Origin of the sequence: Mesorhizobium sp. M2A.F.Ca.ET.043.05.1.1, from assembly GCF_003952445.1 — a bacterium.
Classification (GTDB): Bacteria; Pseudomonadota; Alphaproteobacteria; order Rhizobiales; family Rhizobiaceae; genus Mesorhizobium.
The window spans coordinates 3,897,437-3,916,070 of sequence record NZ_CP034446.1; the positions used below are offsets into that span (position 1 = coordinate 3,897,437).

Here is an 18,634-nt window from a genome sequence, read left to right on the forward strand (position 1 = left end):
AACGCGGGCTGATCCGGGAACATTCCCGCCCAGCGCCAGTTCGGCCCGTAGCCCGCTAAGCATCGACAACCAAAGGAATAACCGATGAAAGCCCTGACCTGGCATGGCAAAGGCGACATTCGTTGCGACCAGGTCGCCGACCCGGCGATCGAGAACGATCGCGACATCATCATCAAGGTCACGTGCTGCGCCATATGCGGCTCGGACCTGCATCTGATGGACGGCTACATGCCGACGATGAAATCGGGCGACGTGCTGGGCCACGAGACCATGGGCGAAGTGGTGGAAGTCGGCCGCGCTCACACGAAGTTCAAGAAGGGCGATCGCGTCGTCGTTCCCTTCAACATCTCCTGCGGCGAGTGCTGGTTCTGTCAGAACGGCCTGTTCTCGCTCTGCGACCGCTCGAACCCCAATGCCGAGCAGGCCGCCAAGGTGATGGGCCAGTCGCCCGCGGGCCTGTTCGGCTATTCGCATCTGGTCGGCGGCTATTGGGGAGGACAGGCCGAGTATCTGCGCGTGCCCTTTGCCGATGTCGGCCCAATCAAGGTGCCCGACGGCATGGATGACGAGCAGGTGCTGTTCCTCTCCGATATCTTTCCCACCGGCTACATGGCGGCCGAGAACGCCGGCATCCAGGAAGGCGACACCGTCGCCATCTGGGGCTGCGGGCCGGTCGGGCAGTTCGCCATCCAGAGCGCCTGGATGCTGGGCGCCGGCCGCGTCATCGCCATCGACAAGGTGCCGGAACGGCTCGCCATGGCGCGCGACTACGGCAAGGCGGAGACCCTCGATTTCAGCAATTCCGATATTTACGATGCCCTCATGGCCATGACCGACGGTCGCGGCCCTGACAGTTGCATAGACTGCGTAGGCACCGAGGCCGATGCCACCGCAACGTCCGATTCCATGCTCGATAAGGCCAAGGCCACCGTCTACCTCGGCACCGACCGGCCGCATGTGCTGCGCGAGGCGATCTATTGCTGCCGCAAGGGCGGCACGATCTCGGTGCCAGGCGTCTATATCGGCCTGGTGGATCACATTCCCTTCGGCGCGGCTATGAACAAGGGGCTGACATTCCGCATGGGCCAGACCCATACCCACCGCTATCTCGAGCCGCTGCTGCAGAAGGTGCTAAGCGGCGAGATCGACCCGTCCTTCGTCATCACCCATCGCGCCGGTCTGGAGGAAGGACCGGATCTCTACAAGACATTCCGCGACAAGCAGGACGGCTGCATCAAAGTGGTGATGCGCCCGCACGGCTGATCGCGCGGATAGCGGACGGCTGAACGAGGAAGGGTTCGAAAATGGCTGAACCGAAAGACCTGTCCAAGCCCGCGGTGAAGTCGCCCGATCCCGGGGGGCTTCCGCATCCGCATCGCGATCCACAGGACCGCGATGCGGGCGCGAGACCGACTGCCCCAAAGACCTCAGGCGCACGGGAGCCCTCGACCTCGCCGCTCGACAATCCTGTAGCGAACCGCAACGCCGGCCGACGGCGTCAGACCGGGCCGACACCCAGGCCGACGGACAAGCCGCTCGATTGAGCGGCACGAACAAATGCTGCAGCCTGACCGCCTGCCGCGGCGCCGTTGCAGGGCCTCCTCTCCCTCCAACGGCGCCATGACGCCAGCTTCTCGACCCACTAGAGCGGTTCAGCGTTTCACGGAATCGCCGAACCGCTCTAAGTGTTTGTTTTTACGCAATTCCGGACGGAAAACCGCTCCACACTTTTCCTGGAATTGCTCTAGTCCTTCTGGCTGCGCTCGACGAACTTGTTGAAGCGGCTCGTTCCGCCGCTGCCTGCTTCATCCTGGTGCAGGAAGGCGAGGTCGTTCTCGTCGAAAATGCGGAAGAATTCGTCCCACTCGATCGGTTCCAGCGTGTCTTCGGGCTCGCCGAAATCGATGCGCAGAATGCCGCCCTTGCCTTTCGTGCGAACGACGGCCGGCTGGCCATCGCGTTCTTCCACCCATTTCCGGATCTCGTCGTGATTGGTGGTGGTCTTGGCCTCGGACATGGATTTCCCTTTCTCGCAGCGGGGATTGGTGAGCGGTCCTAACAGCAACCAAAGGGCAATGTTCCAGCAGGTTGCACAGCCCTTGTCTTGGCTGCGTGAGCTCCCGCGGCGGGAACTTTGTTGATGCAGGGAACAAACCTTTTAGCGCGCAGTTCGGGGCGCCGAAGCAAAATCCGCAAGGGAGTCATCGTGAAACGAGTATTGGTTACGGGAGGTTGCGGCTTCATCGGCCGCCACGTCGCCCAGGAGCTCGCTGACAATGGTTATCGCGTGCGCCTGCTCGATGCACTTGTCGACCAGGTACACGGCACTGAGGCCATCAACCTTCCGACCGGAGCCGAGCTGATCAAAGGCGACGTGCGTGATCGCGATGCGGTCGCCGAGGCGGTTTCGGATGTCGATGCGGTCATCCACCTGGCGGCCGAGGTCGGCGTCGGCCAATCGATGTACGAGATCGCCCGCTATGTCGGCACCAACGATCTCGGCACGGCGGTGCTGCTCGAGGCACTCATCAAGAAGCCGGTCGAACGGATCGTCGTGGCATCCTCCATGAGCATCTATGGCGAAGGCCTTTACCGGACTGCGGAAGGCGAGCGGATCGATAATGCCCGACGCAAGCCCGCTGACATCAAGGACGGCCTGTGGGATCTCAAATCGGCATCGGGCGAAGACCTGTCGCCGATTCCCACCGACGAGGAGAAGCGGCCGGATCTCGCCTCGATCTACGCGCTGACCAAATACGCGCAGGAGCGCGCGGTGCTGATCTTCGGCCAGGCCTATGGCATCGATGCGGTGGCGCTGCGCCTCTTCAACGTCTTCGGCGCCGGACAGGCGCTTTCCAATCCCTATACCGGCGTTCTCGCCAACTTCGCCTCGCGTCTCGCCAACGGCAAGCGGCCGACGATCTTCGAGGACGGCGAGCAGAAGCGCGACTTCGTGCATGTGCGCGACGTCGCCACCGCGTTCCGGCTGGCGCTTGAGCAACGCCAGGCCGCCGGACATGCCATCAACATCGGCAGCGGCCACGCCTATTCGATCAGCGAAGTGGCCCGCCTGCTTGCCAGGGCGATGGGCATCCCAAAGCGCCCCCCCGAAATCCTTGGCAAGGCGCGCTCCGGCGACATTCGCAATTGCTTCGCCGACATTGCCAAGGCGCGCGAGCTGCTCGGCTTCGAGCCCAAGCATCGTCTGGAAAATTCGCTCGGCGAATTCGCCGCCTGGGTTCGCAACAGCGTCGTGATCGACCGGGGCGCCGACATGCGGCGCGAGCTGGAAGAGCGAGGATTGGTCTCATGACTCAGACGCACCGCCACGCCCGACAGGCGCCCGTGGCCGTTATCGGCGGCAGCGGCTTCATCGGCTCCAATCTCGCCGACAGCCTGCTCTCCGACGGGGAAACAGTGCTGGTCGTCGACAATCTCAGCCGTCCAGGCGTCGAGCAGAATCTCGATTGGCTGGCGCAAAAGCATGGCGAGCGGCTGATCGTTGAAATCGTCGACATTCGCGATCTGAGCGCGTTGGCCACCGCACTGGCGCCGGCCAAAGCGATTTTCCATCTGGCCGCTCAGACAGCCGTGACGACCAGCCTGAGCGATCCTGCTGAAGACTTCGACATAAACCTCAAGGGGACGTTCAACGTGCTGGAAGCGGCCCGCGGCACCGGAGCTCCCGTGGTCTTCGCCAGCACCAACAAGGTCTATGGCAGCCTGCCCCAGATCGCGGTGCGGCAAGCCGACGATCACTATGAGCCGTTCGACGAGGAGGTGCGTACGAGCGGCGTCGCTGAGAAGGTCGGCCTTGATTTCTGCACGCCCTATGGCTGCTCGAAGGGCGCGGCTGACCAGTATGTGCTCGACTATTCCAAGTCCTATGGCTTGCCGACGGCGGTGCTGCGTATGAGCTGCATCTACGGGCCGCGCCAGTTCGGCACCGAGGACCAGGGCTGGGTCGCGCATTTTCTTCTCAGCGCCTTGTCCGGCCAGCCGATCACCATTTACGGCGACGGCAGGCAGGTGCGTGACATCCTGCATGTGTCCGATGCCGTGGCCGCCTATCGCGGCGTGCTCGCCCGGATCGAGGACCTGAAGGGCCAGGCGTTCAATCTGGGCGGCGGCCCGCGCAATGCGGTCAGCCTGCGCGTGCTGCTGGCGGAGATCGCCGACATGACCGGCAGCGACATCACGATCCGCCACGACCACGAGCGCACCGGCGATCAGCCCTTCTTCGTCGCCGACACGCGCAAGCTGCAAGCCGCGATCGGCTGGCAGGCGCATGTCCCATGGCGCGAAGGCGTCTGCGATCTCGCCAGCTGGCTGCTGCGGCATCGGCTCCAATCGCGCCCCGAAGCCGCGAGGTACGTCGCATGAAAGTCGCCCTGGTCAATCCGTTCTGGACGTATGAGCACAGCATCTATTTCGGCTGCCGCCAGCCGCATCTGCCGCTGGAGCTCGGCTATTCGAAGGCAATGCTGGACGCCGATGGGCACGACGTCCTGATGCTGGACGGCTTGCTGCAGGGGCTCGACAACGCGGCCCTTGCCGAGCGTGTGGCTGACTTTGCGCCGGACATGACGGTGGTGACCACTGCCCCGACCTATCTGTTCTGGCGCTGCGCGCCGCCGGAACTGCGTGTTCCCGGAGAATTCCTCAACCATCTCTCCGGACGCGGCGGACGCACCGTGGCGGTCGGACCGCATGCCTCGGCGACGCCTGCGCCGACTTTGCGCAAGCTCGGCGTCGATGTCGTTGTGCGCGGCGAATGCGAGGAGGTCGTGGCGGAGCTCGCGCGGCAAAGCGACTGGAGCAAGGTCGCGCACACGGCCTGCCTCCAACGCGACGGTCTCGCCAGCAATGGCGGCGTTCATGCCAGTCCGTTCATCGATCATCCGGCGCTCAGCTGGCCGTCCGATTGGATCGCGGCGCATAGCCACCACCACCATAGGTTCGATACCGTCCAGAAAGGCGCCGGCGCCGAGGTGGAGGCCTCGCGCGGCTGCCCCTACAATTGCAGCTTCTGCGCGAAGATCGATTTTCGCGATGCCTATCGGCGCAGGAAGCACGATGCCATCGTCGCCGAGATCGACGGGCTGATCGCGCAAGGCGTCGGCTACATCTATTTCATCGACGAGATCTTCCTGCCGCAGAAGGCGCTGCTGGAGGTGCTGGTCGATCGCGACGTTCAATTCGGTGTCCAGACGCGCATCGATCTGTGGAAGCCGGAACTGCTGGAGCTGCTCGGCGCGGCTGGCTGCGTCTCGATTGAGGCAGGCCTTGAAAGCCTGACCGTCGAGGGCCGCGCGATGCTTGCCAAGCGCTGCCGCCTCGACACTGAGGGTCTCGCAGCGCTTCTCATCGACGCCCGCCGCAACGTGCCTTTCGTCCAGGCCAATCTGATCGGCGTGGTCGAGGACGATCCGGCGCTGGTGGACTATTGGCGCAAGCACCTCATCGATCACGGCGTCTGGGCGAACGAGCCCGTGCCGCTCTACCCCTATCCGAGCTCGCCCAGCTATCGCGAACTCTGGGGCGAACCCGACGACCTCGCCTGGGAGCGCGCGCATGAGCACTACCTCGCCTCCTTCCGCTCCTTCAGCGACATCCAGGACCAGCGCCCGCATGCGCTGGCTGAGTTGGAGTCCTCATGCTGCAATCACTGATCCATCGTCCGCGGCGCATCCTGATGACGACCGACGCCGTCGGCGGGGTGTGGCGCTACTCACTCGACCTGGCGCGCGAGCTGGCGGCCGGCGGCGACAGCATCGTGCTTGCCGGACTGGGGCCGGAGCCTTCTCCGGAGCAGGCGTGTGAGGCGCAGTCTTTCGCCACGCTCGCTTGGCTGAAAAGCCCGCCGGACTGGATGACGCGCGATGAAAAAGATCTCGACCGCTTGCCGGGCGAATTGCGAAGCCTCGCCAAGACCTATGCGATCGACCTTGTCCATCTCAACGCGCCGGCGCAAGCCGCCGGACTTGATCTCGCATGTCCCATTGTCGCGATCTCGCATTCATGCGTGGCCACCTGGCTGCACGCAGTGCGTGGGCAGGCGCCGGCGGACACCTGGTCCTGGCAGCGAGATCGCAACAGGGCTGGATTCGATCGCGCCGACACCATTGTCGCTCCGAGCCGAAGCCATGCCGAGATGCTCCAAGCCTGCTACGGCGCGATCGCAGGCTTGGGCGTCGTCCATAATGGCGCCCTGCCCGGTCCGAGGCCGGGACGCCGCGAGCCTTTCGTCTTCGCCGCCGCACGCTGGTGGGACGAGGGCAAGGACGCGGCATCGCTCGACGCCGCCGCCGCGCTCTGCGCCTGGCCCGTTCAGGCCGCCGGTCCGCTCGCCGGTCCCGACGGACAGCGCGCCCGTTTCGACAACTGCGTCTCGCTCGGTTCAATCGACCACCGCGAGGTTCGGCGCCGCATGAGGCGGGCCGGCATCTTCGTGTCAACTTCCATCTACGAGCCTTTCGGGCTGGCCGCCCTGGAGGCAGCGCTCTCGGCCACGCCGCTGGTGCTTGCCGATATCGCGACCTACCGCGAGATCTGGGACGGCGCGGCCATGTTCTACAACCCGCGCGATCCACATGCGCTGGCCGGCTGCATCGAGAGCCTGTCCCGTGACGAAAGCTTGCGGCGCAAGCTCGGCAGGCGCGCCGCGCGGCAGGCACGCAAATTCTCGCTGGGCAAGCAGGTGAGGATGATGCGCGACATCTACAATCGGGCGGCGCTGACCGCAGCGGGGCGTTGACCATGCGTTTTCTGTTCTACACCCATTCGGCGGTTTCCGACTGGAACCACGGCAACGCGCACTTCCAGCGCGGCATCATGCGCGAGCTTGTGGCGCGCGGCCATGAGGTGATCGCGCTGGAGCCCGCCGACGGCTGGAGCCGATCGAACCTGCTCGCCGAGCAAGGCCCCTTCGCCGTCGAGCGCTTCCGCAAGGATTTTCCGGAATTGATGGCGGTGACCTACGACGCGGGTTTCCACCATGAGTCCTGGCTCGCCGGCGCAGATATCGTCATCGTTCATGAATGGACCGACCCTGAGCTCGTCGCTCGCATCGGCCGCATCCGGGGCCGGGGTGGCGATTTCACGCTGCTCTTCCATGACACCCATCACCGCGCCGTATCCGCGACCCAGGCGATCGCAGCGCTTCAGCTCGAGCATTACGACGGGGTTCTGGTCTTCGGCGAAGTGCTGCGGGAGAGCTATCTTCGCGCCGGCTGGGGCAGACGGGTCTTCACCTGGCATGAAGCGGCGGACGAACGGCTGTTCAAGCCGCTGCCCGACATCGACCGTGAGTCTGATCTCGTCTGGATCGGCAATTGGGGCGACGACGAACGCAGCGCCGAGATCGGCGAGTTTCTGACCCAGCCGGCGCACGCCCTCGCGCTGTCGGGAACCGTGCACGGCGTGCGCTATCCGCCGGATGCGCTGACGGCCCTCGCGGATACCGGCCTGCGCTACGAAGGCTGGATCGCCAATGCCGACGTGCCGAAGGCCTTCGCCCGGCATCGCATCACCATGCACATCCCACGCCGGCCCTACCGGGAGAGCCTGCCGGGCATTCCCACCATTCGCATGTTCGAGGCGCTGGCCTGCGGCATTCCGCTTGTGTCTGCGCCATGGTCGGATGTCGAAGGCCTGTTCCGCTCCGGAACGGATTTCCTCTTCGCCCGAAACGGCGCCGAGATGCGAGACCACCTCCGCGACGTGCTGAACGATCGCCAGCTAGCGGAAGCGCTGGCCGCATCGGGCCTGGAGACCATCCTGGCGCGGCACACGTGCCGGCATCGCGCCGACGAGCTGTTCGACATCCTCGCCGCATGCGGCAATCGCGCGGCGGCTGAAATCAAGCCTGCAAGGGAGGCGGCCGCATGAAAATTGCCTTTTACGGATCGAGCCTTCTGTCGTCCTATTGGAACGGCGCCGCCACCTATTACCGCGGCCTGCTCAAGGCACTGTCGCAGCGCGGCTATGACATCGTCTTCTATGAGCCCGACGTCTACGACCGGCAGAAGCATCGCGACATCGAGGCTCCGGACTGGTGCAGCGTCGTGGTCTACGAGCCGACAGCGCATGCGCTGATGCAGGTCGCCTCGCGCGCCGTGGAGGCAGACGTCGTGGTCAAGGCAAGCGGCGTCGGCTTCGAAGACGATGCTCTGCTGCAGGCGGTTCTCGACAATGCCCGCCCGGATGCGCTGACCGTGTTCTGGGATGTCGACGCGCCAGCGACCCTGAGCGAGCTGCGCAACGATGCCGAACACCCCTTGCATGAAGCGTTGAAGAGGATCGGCATCGTGCTGACTTATGGCGGCGGCGACCCGGTCGTCTGGGATTATCGTGCGCTCGGCGCCGCGGAATGCGTACCGATCTACAACGCGCTCGACCCTGAGACGCATCATCCCGTCGCCGCAAATCCGCGCTTTGCTTGCGACCTCGCCTTCCTCGGCAATCGGCTGCCCGACCGTGAGGCGCGCGTCGACGCCTTCTTCCTCGACCCGGCCCGCAGGCTCGGCAGCCAGCGCTTCCTGCTTGGCGGCTCCGGCTGGGACGACAAGTCCCTGCCCCCGAATGTCTCATGGCTGGGGCATGTCGGCACCAGCGATCACAACGCCTTCAACGTCACGCCGAAGGCCGTGCTCAACATCAGCCGCGACAGCATGGCGGCCAACGGGTTTTCGCCCGCGACCCGTGTCTTCGAGGCGGCGGGGGCCGGCGCGTGCCTTCTGACCGACGCCTGGCTCGGCATCGAGTTGTTCCTGACCCCCGGCGAAGAGATTCTGGTCGCCCGCGACGGCGCCGATGTCGCCGAGATCATGCGCACGCTGACGCCACAGCGGGCGAAGGCGATCGGCGCGGCAGCGCTGCGGCGCGTTCGGGCCGAGCATACCTACACGCTGAGGGCTCGGCTGGTGGACGACATCTTCAAGGCGCATTTCCAGCGCCGCGCAATGGAGGCTGCGGAATGACGAAACCGCTCGACATCGTTTTCCTTGGGCTCTCCCTGTCTTCGTCCTGGGGCAACGGACATGCGACGACTTTCCGCGGATTGCTGCGTGCGCTCAACGATCTCGGCCATCGCGTCACCTTCCTCGAACGCGACGTCTCCTGGTACGCGCATCATCGGGACCTGCGCGATCCCGATTTCTGCGACTTGCGCTACTACGAGACAGTCTCGGAGCTGCGCCGAAACCACCGGCAGGAGTTGCAGCGCGCCGATGCAGTGGTGATAGGCTCCTTCGTGCCGGAGGGCAGGGTGATCATCGACGATCTTGCGTCGCTCTGCACGGGGCAGTTCTGCTTTTACGACATCGACACACCGGTGACGCTGGCGCGGGTTGCCGATGACGATTGCGACTATCTTGCCCGCAGGCAGATTCCCTATTTCGACGTCTACTTCTCCTTCACCGGCGGACCGACGCTGGAGCGGCTGGAGTCCGAGTTCGGCGCGCGCCGGGCGGAGGCGCTCTACTGCTCCGTCGATCCAACGCGGCATCGCCGCACCAGACACGCCATCGAATGGGACCTTGGCTATCTTGGCACTTATAGCGCCGACCGGCAGCCCTCGTTGGAAGCGCTGCTTCTGGAGCCTGCGCGACGCCTGCCCGACCGCCGCTTCGTCGTCGCCGGCTCGCAATATCCCTCCGACATCGCCTGGCCGGACAATGTCGAGCGGATCGAGCACCTGCCGCCTTCTGGACATGCCGCCTTCTACAGCCGCCAGCGCTACACGCTGAACCTTACGCGGGCGTCGATGATCGCGGCCGGATGGTCGCCCAGCGTGCGGCTTTTCGAGGCCGCAGCCTGCGGCACGCCAATCATAAGCGACCGCTGGCCCGGGCTCGACGATTTCTTCCCGGGACCGGCGATCGAGACGGCGGCCAATGCCGCAGATGTCGAGAGAATCCTCAGCGCCAAATCCGAGCGGGCAAGGTTCGACATGGCCAGGCTGGCGCGCGAGGCGGTGCTTTCAAGACATACCGCCATGGCAAGGGCACGTGAATTCGTCTCGGCGCTGACGCCATCTGTCGGAATGCGTCCGGCGGTCGATCTAGACGTCGAAAGTGCGGCATGAGCGACAGACAGGAGACCATCGAGATGCGGCGATCAAAAAGAGCTGAACAAAGAAGGACCGCGCTTGTTGCCGGCGGTGCAGGTTTCCTCGGTTCGCATTTATGCGAGGGGCTGCTGCATGACGGCTATCGCGTGATCTGCGTCGACAATTTCCTCACCGGCAGAATGGAGAATATCGGGTCGCTGGTTGGCCAGGCGCGCTTTCGGCTGATCGAGCAGGACGTTTGCACCCCGCTGGAACTCGGTGAACCTGTCGATCGCGTTTTCAACCTCGCCTGCGCGGCATCGCCGCCTCGCTATCAGGCCGACCCGATCCATACGACGCGGACCTGCGTCATCGGAACTCTCAACCTTTTGGAGCTCGCCGCCGGCAGCGGCGCCCGCTTCCTGCAGGCATCGACCAGCGAAGTCTATGGCGATCCGGAACAGCATCCGCAGCGCGAGGACTATGTCGGCCACGTCAACTGCACCGGACCGCGAGCCTGCTACGATGAGGGCAAGCGCGCCGCCGAAACGCTCTGCTTCGATTATCTGCGCGCCGAGATGGCGGATATTCGCGTCGCGCGCATCTTCAACACCTATGGGCCCAGGATGGACCCCGCCGACGGCCGCATCGTCTCCAACCTGGTCATGCAGGCCATCGAGAAGCGGCCGCTGACGATCTTCGGCGACGGCCGGCAGACCCGCTCCTTCTGCTATGTCACCGATCTGGTCGAGGGCTTGCGACGCCTGATGGACGTCGATCCCAATCCACGCCAGCCGGTCAATCTCGGCAATCCCGGGGAGTTCTCGATCCTCGAGCTGGCGAGGCTGGTGCGCGAGCTGACCGGCACCAGATCGCCGGTGAAGTTCCTGCCTCTGCCTGAGGACGACCCGCGCCGGCGGCGCCCAGACATAGGCCGCGCAAAGGCGCTTCTGGGCTGGTCGCCCGAGGTGCCTCTCAGGCAAGGCCTGCTGCAGACGATCGTCCACTTTTCAGGTATGGACGACCTGGCGATCGCGCCCGTCGCTGCAATCGACAGAGCGGGTGGGGGAAAGCTGCAGAACCTGCCGCTTTGAAGCAGCGGCATCTTTTCACCAGCGCGGAACAACCACTCGACATTGCGGTTGGGCATGACAACCGCGACGGAGGAAGAACTGTGCAGCCGAAGCGACCAGTCAAGGACATCGAGCAGATGGCAGCGGCGGAAACCGCCGCGTTCCTGCGAAGAGCTTCCATCACCTATCTCGAGTGTTGCGTCAGCCTGATGATGACGCATCTGCGACGGGAGGAAGTGGCAAGCATCCTGGAACAGGAAGCCGACATGCTGCGCAGGCTGGACTGACCCTGCGGGCTTGGCTTCAACAGGCCAGAAGCCGGACAAGTCCGGCTTTGTAACGTTCGACTGCGCGCGTCGACCGCATCCGCTCTTCCTCGTCAGTCGAATGCTCTGCAATCGTCCAGAGGCCAAGCTGAAACGCGAGATAGCAAGGCTCGAAATAGTCGACCAAAGCTCTGTCGATCAATGTCGCCTGCTCGATGCGGCCCACGAGCCTCGAAAGCTCGGCGGCGGACAGGTCGTGTTCGACCCGTGCCCCGGCAACGTCCCATTCTATGCCCTGGCAGCCGATAAGATCGTGCGATCGGCAATGATCGAACGCGTCCGTCTTGAGCAGGCCATGCGGGCGGACCAGAAATTCCCACGCATGCAGCCGTCCGTCGATCTCGACCCGGGGCGTTGGACCTGGTGATGGCTGGCAGGCAAACCATGTCTGCAACGCGTGCGCCAAATTCTCCCCCAGCGCTTCCTCGCAGTTTTGCACCGCCATGCGTGCGAGCTGGTTTAGCGACGCGCCGGCCTCGTCGGCCTGCAGCCTGGCAGCGCGCCAGCCGAGGTAGCGCCCAAGCCATTCGATCAGCAGATCCCTTGCCGGCGCTGCCCGGTCCAGCCTGTCGGCATCGATCCAGCGCTCGACCAGAAAACCGTGGCAGAGTCCGGCAGGCTGAGCGCCAAAGCCCGCTTCGTGCAGTGCCCTGGCCGTACGCAGCTTGCGACCTCCGCTTTCGCCGAAACCTGCGAACTTGACCAGCCAGCGTTCGCCGTCGGCCGAAGCCATGAATTTGCGCCGCTCGAATGCCGGGAATGCTGGCGGCCAGGCGTCTGCCGGCGCAGAAAGATAGTTGCGCCATGCCCCGCCGGAAATCTCATGAAGCTCAACATCGGCCTCGCCTAGCAGATGTCCTATCCAGTCCCTCAGCCCGGGGGCAACCGCGCCGTCAAAGACATCTTCAAAGCCCGCGACATGGCTTTGGCACTGCGACAAGGCGGCGATGGTTTCGGCATCAGCCCGCGCGCCGGGCCCGCCGCGATGGCTCGGAAACAGATGAATGCGCTCCTGGCCGATGCCCTGCCGGCGCAGCCATGCAATGACAGCGTGAAAGGAGCTGCCGGAGAGACCCGGACCTTCATCGACGATAGCAAATTTGGCTTGCGGCCTGTCGCGCCAGGAGCCGAGGAGTTCTGGCGCCGCGCTTATGTGCCTGCTAAACGGATGACCGATCGGCCGCACGCTGATTGGCGGCGGCGCATGCAGGGCGGCGGCGACCATCGCTGCGAGGCCGAGACCGATGCTGCGGATCCCAATGACGCAGGTGTTTGTGTCGAGGCCGGACCGCAGCGCCGCAAGCAGATAGGTTTCCGGAAAGAGGGCGTATAGCGCATAGCCTTCAGCCGGACCGGTGGTTATTGCGCTGCCGCAGTCGATGGCCGCAAGCTTTGCAAGCAGCGATGCATCGAGCGATCCTTTTCGGGCAAATCCCTGCTGCCAGGACCGCAGCACTTCCCGCGACAGCTCGACGAGGATTTCCGACCCCAGCTTCTGCCTCGACGAACTGCCGTCCGCGCCTCTGGTGTCGAATTCCGCATCGGCAAGGCCCTGGAAGAGTTCAGAGGCAGTGACGAAAAGATCGACCAGAGCGGCATGACGTTCGATGCCGGCGGGCAGATCGTCAATCGCTCCAGCCGCGGCCAGGACAGCTTCCCTGAGCTGTTCTGCGCTACGCGTTCGCTTGTGGTCGCCGAAGACGATCATACGGCTCCTGCCTGCTGTCTGGTCGCCAACGCGAAGCGGCGCCTGTTTGATCCGCAATCGGGCTCGGCAATTTTTCGCGGCGCGAAGGAACATTCGAGGCCGCTCCCGGTTCGGCGCCGAGGAACTTACCTCCAACCAAAGAGGCCGTGGTTTCGTGACATCGAAGAAAGTTCGTATCGGCATCGTCGGCGTAGGCAATTGCGCATCATCGCTTGTGCAAGGTCTCTCCTACTATCGCCACGCCAACGGCAATGAGCCGATCCCCGGACTGATGCATGCCGATCTCGGCGGCTACCATGTCGACGATGTCGAGGTGGTCTGCGCCTTCGATGTTGCGGAAAACAAGGTTGGGCGCGATGTGGCGGAAGCGATCTACACCGCGCCCAACAACACCTTCCGTTTCGCCGATGTTGCTCCGATCGGCGTTCGCGTGGATCGCGGCCCGACGCTCGACGGCATCGGCAAATATCTGCGCGATGAGATCGAAGAGTCAGATGAACCGGTCGCAGACGTAACCGCACGGCTGAAGGAAAGCGCGACCGAGGTGCTCATATGCTATCTTCCGGTGGGCTCCGAAGCCGCTGCACATTTCTACGCAGAATGCGCGCTCGATGCCGGCTGCGCCTTCGTCAATTGCATCCCTGTCTTCATCGCTTCGCGGCCGGAATGGCGCCAACGCTTCGAGGAACGCGGCCTTCCCCTGGTTGGCGACGACATCAAGAGCCAGGTCGGCGCAACCATCGTGCACCGGCTGCTCGCCAATCTCTTCCGCGAGCGCGGCGTGCGCATCGATCGCACCTACCAGCTCAACTTCGGCGGCAACACCGACTTCCTCAACATGCTCGAGCGCGAGCGGCTGGAATCGAAGAAGATCTCGAAGACGCAGTCCGTCACCAGCCAGATCGACGTTCCGCTCGAAGCCGGCAACATCCATGTCGGACCCAGCGACCATGTCCCGTGGCTGACCGATCGCAAATGGGCCTATATCCGCGTCGAAGGCACCACTTTCGGCGGCGTGCCGCTCAATGCCGAGCTCAAGCTGGAGGTTTGGGATTCGCCCAATTCGGCTGGCGTCGTCATCGATGCCGTCCGCTGCGCGAAGCTTGCCCTCGACCGCGGTATTGCCGGCGCGCTCACGGGCCCCAGCAGCTACTTCATGAAGTCGCCGCCGGAGCAGTTCACCGACGCAGAGGCGCGCCTGCGCACGCTCGCCTTCATCGCCGGCAATGACGAGCCGATGCTGGACGCTGCCGAATGACCACCACCTTCTTTCTCATCCGCCACGCGGCGCATGATCATGTCGGCTCGTACCTGGCCGGGCGGCTCGAGGGCGTTCGCCTGGGCGAAGCCGGCCAGGCGCAAGCGCTGCATCTCGCGCGGCGGATGGCGCGGGAGCCGCTCGCCGCGATCTTGAGCAGTCCGCGCGAACGCACGCTGGAAACAGCGAAGCCGATCGCCATCGCTTGCGAGATTGAGAAGATCGCGATCTGCAAGGAACTCGACGAGATCGACTTCGGCGAATGGTCCGGTAAGACCTTCGAAGAACTGAACGGCGACGCAAGCTGGCGGCTTTGGAACGACCAGCGCCAGAGCGCCCGCACGCCGAGCGGCGAGACCATGCTGGACGTCCAGCACAGGATGGTCGGCCTGATGGACGCGCTGCGCGAGAATGGACAAGGTCAGTCCATCGCGCTTATCAGCCATGCCGATGTCATCAAGGCGGCTGTCTGCGCGATCCTCGGGCTGCCGCTCGGCGATTGCTTCCGCTTCGACATTGCGCCGGCCTCTATCACAACAGTCGTCCACGGCGACTGGGGCTCTAAGCTGATCCGTTTGAATGAAATCGCCTGACGGGAGCAGCAACCGATGCGCATGGTCATTTTCGGCCTCACCGTCACATCCTCGTGGGGCAACGGACACGCCACGCTCTGGCGCGGGCTGATTGGCGCTCTGGCGCCGCTTGGCTGGTCGATCAGCTTCTTCGAGCGCGATACGCCCTACTATGCCGGCGCCAGGGATATCGACCGGCTCAATGGCGGGAATATCGTTCTCTACGCAGACTGGGAGAACATCCGCCAAGAAGCCGAAGCTGCGATACGGGAAGCCGACGTCGTCATCGTCACCTCCTATTGTCCCGATGCCGTCGAGGCTTCGCGGATCGCGAATGACAGCTGCCGCGGCCTGAAGGTGTTTTACGATCTCGATACACCGGTGACGCTGTCGAGCATCGAGCGAGGTGATTACCCGGCCTATTTCGAGCCGAAGGGATTGCGCGATTTCGATCTGGTCCTGAGTTATACCGGAGGGCCGGCGATCGACACACTGAAGAGCATTCTTGGCGCACGTCATGTCCTGCCGCTTTACGGCCATGTCGACCCCAACCGGCACCGGCCGGCGCAGCCAAGGTCCGAGTTCGCGGGCGACCTGTCCTATCTCGGCACCTATGCCGAGGACCGGCAGGCGGCCGTGGAAAGGCTGCTCGTCGCTCCAGCGGCCCGACTGCCGAACCGCCGTTTCGTCATAGGCGGGGCGCAGTACCCGCAGGACTTCCCCTGGAGCAGCAACATCTATTTCGTCAGGCACCTGCCGCCCGCCGACCACCCGGCCTTCTTTTCCTCCTCGCGCCTGACGCTGAACGTCACCCGCGAGGCAATGGCACGACAGGGCTGGTGCCCGTCAGGCCGTCTGTTCGAGGCGGCTGCGTGCGGCGCCGCGATCATCTCCGACGACTGGGCAGGACTCGACAGCTTCTTCACGCCCGGCAGCGAGATTCTGTTGGCGCACAGCACCGGTGACGTCGTTGCCGCGCTTGACCTGTCGGAGAACGAGATCGCGACTCTCGGCCGCCGCGCCCGGGAGCGCGTTCTCGACGAGCATACGTCCGCGCATCGCGCCGCCGAACTCGACCGCATCCTGAACGACGCTTTTTCGTCCATGTCGAAGGGCACAATGGAGGAAGCTGTCTGATGTTTGGCATCGTGCCTGCCGCCGGCCGCGGCAGCCGCATTCAGCCGCTGGGTTTTTCCAAGGAGCTGCTGCCGGTCGGCAGCCGCCTGGACGGCCAGACCGAACGCCCCTGCGCGGTGAGCGAATATCTGGTGCGGCGCATGGTGCGCAACGGCGTCGACCGCATCTGCTTCATCATCGGTTCCGGCAAGTCGGACATCCTCGAATATTACGCCGCCGGCTATGGCGACGCCGCGGCGATCTTCGTGGCGCAGCCGTCTCCGGTTGGCCTTTGCGACGCGATCTTCCGCGCCGCACCGCTTGTGACGCCGGACGAAACGGTCCTGATCGGCCTGCCGGACACGATCTGGTTCCCTGAAGACGGCTTCTGCCGTCTGGCCGACGACCGGCTGTCCTTCCTGATGTTTCCGGTCGATCGCCCGGAACTGTTCGACGCCGTCGTCCTCGACGAGAACGGGCGGGTCGAGCAGATCCAGGTCAAGCAAGCTGACGCCGCGACAAACTGGGTCTGGGGCGCCTTCAAGATGCCGGGCAGTATCTTCCATCAACTGGCCTCCCTCTGGCGACAGCGCGACGGCGTCGACGAGTATTTCGGCACGCTGGTCAACGCCTATCTCGCCGGCGGAGGCGAAGCTTACGGCGTCAAGGCGGGGACGGCCTATGTCGATGTCGGTACCTTCAACGGCTATCGCACGGCGCTCAGGCTGCTCGAAAGCAACGACGCCATCGATGACGGGCCCCTGCAGACATTCGCATCGCAGGACCGCTCGCCAAAGCCAACCGTTCCAGGCGAAGGAGCTTAGCCATGCTGCATTCCAGCACGGAAATACGCCGCCGCATCGACGCATTGGGGCCGTGGTTCCACAATATGGAGCTCGCGGGCGTGGAGACCGCTCCCGATCATTTCCTCGGCAATTACCCGCTGATCAAATGGCGCAAATTCGCGGATGCCATTCCGACTGATCTTTCGGGCAAGTCGGTGCTCGATATCGGGTGCAACGCAGGCTTTTACTCGATCGAAATGAAGAAACGCGGTGCCGATCGCGTGCTTGGGATAGACTTCGACCAAGCCTATCTCGCCCAGGCGCGTTTCGCCGCCGAGATCGCCGACTGCGACATCGAGTTCCGGGAACTATCGGTCTACGACGTCGCCTCGCTCGGCGAGCGCTTCGACATCGTGCTGTTCATGGGCGTGCTTTACCACCTGCGCCACCCGCTGCTGGCGCTCGACCTGATCCGCGCGCATGTCGCGAACGACCTGATGATCTTCCAGTCGATGCAGCGGGGGAGCAACGAAGTCCTGCCGCTCGAACAGAACTACCATTTCTGGACACGCGACCTCTTCGATCGGCCCGAGTTTCCGAAGCTGCACTTCATCGAGCATCGTTATGCGGACGACCCGACCAACTGGTGGATTCCGAACCGTGCCTGCACCGAAGCGATGCTGCGCAGCGCCGGTTTCGAGATCCTGCTCCACCCGGAAGACGAGGTCTATTTCTGTCGCGCGTCCGGCGAACCGGCCGGCAGCGCCGCCGTCTATCCTTCGAAAGGAGAGACCCATGATTGAAGCCGCCATGATCTGGAACGAGCCCAACAACAAATCGCACTGGGACCCGGAGCTCGACCCCGACTGGAGCCGTTTTGCCACAATGGCGACCCTGGCGGCCGACGCGATCGGCGGGGAAAATCCTGCCATTACAAAGGTGCTGGGCGGCATTTCGCCGATCGATGCCGGGTTCATGACGCGCATGAAGGAGTTCGGCGTGCTCGACCATGTCGACGCGGTCGCCGTGCATGGCTTCCCGCTCGACTGGAACCTCTGGCAAATCCACGAGTGGCCCCACAAGCTCGGAGAGATCGCGACGGTCGCGGACATTCCGGTGTGGGTCAGCGAAGTCGGTGTGTCGACCTTCGGCGCCGAGGAGGTGCAAGTCTGGGGCTTGCGCCGGACAGCGGAGCTTTTGCTCGGACTTGCGCCACGCGTTCAGTGGTACAGCCTCTATGATCTGCCGCGCTCCTGGGAAGCGACGACGCGCCATCGGGAGGCGGAAGGCTCGTCCTATTACAGGCACTTCTACATGGGCCTGCTTCGCGAGGACGGCACGCCCAAGCCGGCGCTCGAGGAATTCGTGCGCCACACTCCGCAAATGGGCCTGGTGCAGTGGTTCCATTACGAGGATCACCGGCTGGACGACGCTGTTGCCTGGATGGAGCGTCTGGGTGTCACCCACCTGCGCACCGGCCTGTCCTGGGCCGACAGTTTTCGGCCGAATGCGCTGGACTGGTTCGACCGCCAGATGGAAGCGCTGGCCGACTTCAACGTCACCGTCACCTTCTGCTTCACGCCGGAGCATCGCGGTCTTCAACCTCATCACACCAGCCCGCCCCAGATTCCCGAGGAATTCGCCGAGTTCTGCGCGGCGATGATCCGACGCTACGCTCCGGCGATCGGCGACAACATGGCGACGACGCAGCGCGTGTCGGCGGCATGGTGAAGCCTCAGATCAAC

General features: G+C 64.1%; 19 protein-coding genes. 17 read left to right on the forward strand and 2 right to left on the reverse strand.

Annotated elements, in window-relative coordinates; all coding sequences use genetic code 11:
* The first annotated feature begins 84 nt into the window (after positions 1-84).
* Together EJ069_RS19035 and EJ069_RS19040 are read left to right on the forward strand one after the other, a co-directional pair.
* The gene (locus EJ069_RS19035; protein WP_126062618.1) at positions 85-1,263 is read left to right on the forward strand and encodes a zinc-dependent alcohol dehydrogenase; all 1,179 of its coding nucleotides are present in this window, start codon (positions 85-87) and stop codon (positions 1,261-1,263) included.
* Between the two features lie 41 nt (positions 1,264-1,304).
* A complete protein-coding gene (locus EJ069_RS19040; RefSeq protein ID WP_126062619.1) occupies positions 1,305-1,544 on the forward strand; it encodes a hypothetical protein in 240 nt (79 codons plus the stop codon).
* Between the two features lie 200 nt (positions 1,545-1,744).
* Here the strand turns inward: EJ069_RS19040 and EJ069_RS19045 are convergent, their stop codons facing one another.
* Positions 1,745-2,017 carry a hypothetical protein gene (locus EJ069_RS19045; protein ID WP_126062620.1) on the reverse strand — a complete coding sequence of 91 codons (273 nt, stop codon included), beginning with the start codon at positions 2,015-2,017 and terminating at the stop codon, positions 1,745-1,747.
* 189 nt (positions 2,018-2,206) lie between these two features.
* Between EJ069_RS19045 and EJ069_RS19050 the strand changes: the two genes are divergently transcribed.
* From EJ069_RS19050 to EJ069_RS19090, 9 genes are all read left to right on the forward strand, one after another.
* Positions 2,207-3,313: an SDR family NAD(P)-dependent oxidoreductase gene (locus EJ069_RS19050; RefSeq protein WP_126062621.1), complete on the forward strand. Its 1,107-nt coding sequence runs from the start codon at positions 2,207-2,209 to the stop codon at positions 3,311-3,313.
* Positions 3,310-4,383 (forward strand): NAD-dependent epimerase/dehydratase family protein, encoded by a 1,074-nt coding sequence (locus EJ069_RS19055; protein ID WP_126062622.1) that lies wholly within the window; start codon positions 3,310-3,312, stop codon positions 4,381-4,383. Before EJ069_RS19050 ends, EJ069_RS19055 begins: the two co-directional genes overlap by 4 nt.
* Positions 4,380-5,672: a TIGR04295 family B12-binding domain-containing radical SAM protein gene (locus EJ069_RS19060; protein ID WP_126062623.1), complete on the forward strand. Its 1,293-nt coding sequence runs from the start codon at positions 4,380-4,382 to the stop codon at positions 5,670-5,672. Before EJ069_RS19055 ends, EJ069_RS19060 begins: the two co-directional genes overlap by 4 nt.
* Complete coding sequence (locus EJ069_RS19065; protein WP_126062624.1) at positions 5,657-6,757, forward strand: glycosyltransferase family 4 protein; 1,101 nt, start codon at positions 5,657-5,659, stop codon at positions 6,755-6,757. The genes EJ069_RS19060 and EJ069_RS19065 overlap by 16 nt, the downstream gene beginning before the upstream one ends.
* 2 nt (positions 6,758-6,759) lie before the next feature.
* The gene (locus EJ069_RS19070; RefSeq protein WP_126062625.1) at positions 6,760-7,890 is read left to right on the forward strand and encodes a glycosyltransferase; all 1,131 of its coding nucleotides are present in this window, start codon (positions 6,760-6,762) and stop codon (positions 7,888-7,890) included.
* Positions 7,887-8,981, forward strand: a complete 1,095-nt coding sequence (locus EJ069_RS19075) for a glycosyltransferase (RefSeq protein WP_126062626.1) — start codon at positions 7,887-7,889, stop codon at positions 8,979-8,981. Before EJ069_RS19070 ends, EJ069_RS19075 begins: the two co-directional genes overlap by 4 nt.
* On the forward strand, positions 8,978-10,087 hold the full coding sequence (locus EJ069_RS19080; RefSeq protein ID WP_126062627.1) for a glycosyltransferase: 1,110 nt from the start codon (positions 8,978-8,980) through the stop codon (positions 10,085-10,087). The genes EJ069_RS19075 and EJ069_RS19080 overlap by 4 nt, the downstream gene beginning before the upstream one ends.
* 23 nt (positions 10,088-10,110) lie before the next feature.
* Positions 10,111-11,145, forward strand: a complete 1,035-nt coding sequence (locus EJ069_RS19085) for a UDP-glucuronic acid decarboxylase family protein (RefSeq protein ID WP_126064797.1) — start codon at positions 10,111-10,113, stop codon at positions 11,143-11,145.
* A gap of 80 nt (positions 11,146-11,225) precedes the next feature.
* On the forward strand, positions 11,226-11,411 hold the full coding sequence (locus EJ069_RS19090) for a hypothetical protein (RefSeq protein ID WP_042647245.1): 186 nt from the start codon (positions 11,226-11,228) through the stop codon (positions 11,409-11,411).
* A 16-nt stretch (positions 11,412-11,427) separates the two neighbouring features.
* On the opposite strand, the gene EJ069_RS19095 is transcribed toward EJ069_RS19090, so the two are convergent.
* A complete protein-coding gene (locus EJ069_RS19095; RefSeq protein WP_126062628.1) occupies positions 11,428-13,251 on the reverse strand; it encodes a hypothetical protein in 1,824 nt (607 codons plus the stop codon).
* A gap of 61 nt (positions 13,252-13,312) precedes the next feature.
* Between EJ069_RS19095 and EJ069_RS19100 the strand changes: the two genes are divergently transcribed.
* Genes EJ069_RS19100 through EJ069_RS19125 form a run of 6 tightly spaced genes read left to right on the forward strand, consistent with a single transcriptional unit; the run spans position 13,313 to position 18,620 of the window.
* Positions 13,313-14,416 (forward strand): inositol-3-phosphate synthase, encoded by a 1,104-nt coding sequence (locus EJ069_RS19100; protein ID WP_126062629.1) that lies wholly within the window; start codon positions 13,313-13,315, stop codon positions 14,414-14,416.
* Entirely contained in the window at positions 14,413-15,009 is a 597-nt protein-coding gene (locus EJ069_RS19105) for a histidine phosphatase family protein (RefSeq protein WP_126062630.1), read from the forward strand. The genes EJ069_RS19100 and EJ069_RS19105 overlap by 4 nt, the downstream gene beginning before the upstream one ends.
* A gap of 15 nt (positions 15,010-15,024) precedes the next feature.
* Complete coding sequence (locus EJ069_RS19110; protein WP_126062631.1) at positions 15,025-16,125, forward strand: glycosyltransferase; 1,101 nt, start codon at positions 15,025-15,027, stop codon at positions 16,123-16,125.
* Positions 16,125-16,928, forward strand: a complete 804-nt coding sequence (locus EJ069_RS19115) for a sugar phosphate nucleotidyltransferase (RefSeq protein ID WP_245456183.1) — start codon at positions 16,125-16,127, stop codon at positions 16,926-16,928. Before EJ069_RS19110 ends, EJ069_RS19115 begins: the two co-directional genes overlap by 1 nt.
* Before the next feature lie 2 nt (positions 16,929-16,930).
* Positions 16,931-17,692, forward strand: a complete 762-nt coding sequence (locus EJ069_RS19120) for a TIGR04290 family methyltransferase (RefSeq protein ID WP_126062632.1) — start codon at positions 16,931-16,933, stop codon at positions 17,690-17,692.
* Positions 17,685-18,620, forward strand: a complete 936-nt coding sequence (locus EJ069_RS19125; RefSeq protein WP_126062633.1) for a beta-xylosidase — start codon at positions 17,685-17,687, stop codon at positions 18,618-18,620. Before EJ069_RS19120 ends, EJ069_RS19125 begins: the two co-directional genes overlap by 8 nt.
* Positions 18,621-18,634 lie beyond the last annotated feature (14 nt).